Source organism: Mesorhizobium sp. LNHC221B00, assembly GCF_000502935.1.
Classification (GTDB): Bacteria; Pseudomonadota; Alphaproteobacteria; order Rhizobiales; family Rhizobiaceae; genus Mesorhizobium; species Mesorhizobium opportunistum.
Genome location: NZ_AYWR01000066.1, coordinates 1 through 294, shown reverse-complemented (window position 1 = coordinate 294; position 294 = coordinate 1). Strand labels below are relative to the sequence as shown.

Below are 294 nucleotides of genomic sequence, written 5' to 3'. Positions count from 1 at the left end.
CGGAGGATTACCACCAGGTCATCATGACCAATGGCACCGGCCAGTTCTGGGTCTGGACGATGAAGCCGGTGCTCATCGCCGACTATGATGTCACCCGCAAGAAGACCGAGACCGTCGAATTCACGATGATCGCCGATTGCCAGGCGGTGCTGACCGATCCCGGCGACGAGGAAATCCAGGAGATCAAGGTTTCCGGCGACGCCGACGAGGCCTGCGATCCCGCGGACACCGACAATCCGGACGGCGCCATGCCGATCCGCGATGTCAGGAAGCGCGCCTATCTCACCACGCCGC

Annotated in this window: 1 protein-coding gene; it reads left to right on the top strand. The window is 62.6% G+C overall.

The window, feature by feature from the left end; genetic code table 11:
* Nucleotides 1-294 (top strand): hypothetical protein (locus X741_RS1000000170655; RefSeq protein ID WP_032928559.1); only part of this gene is annotated, 294 nt, incomplete at both ends.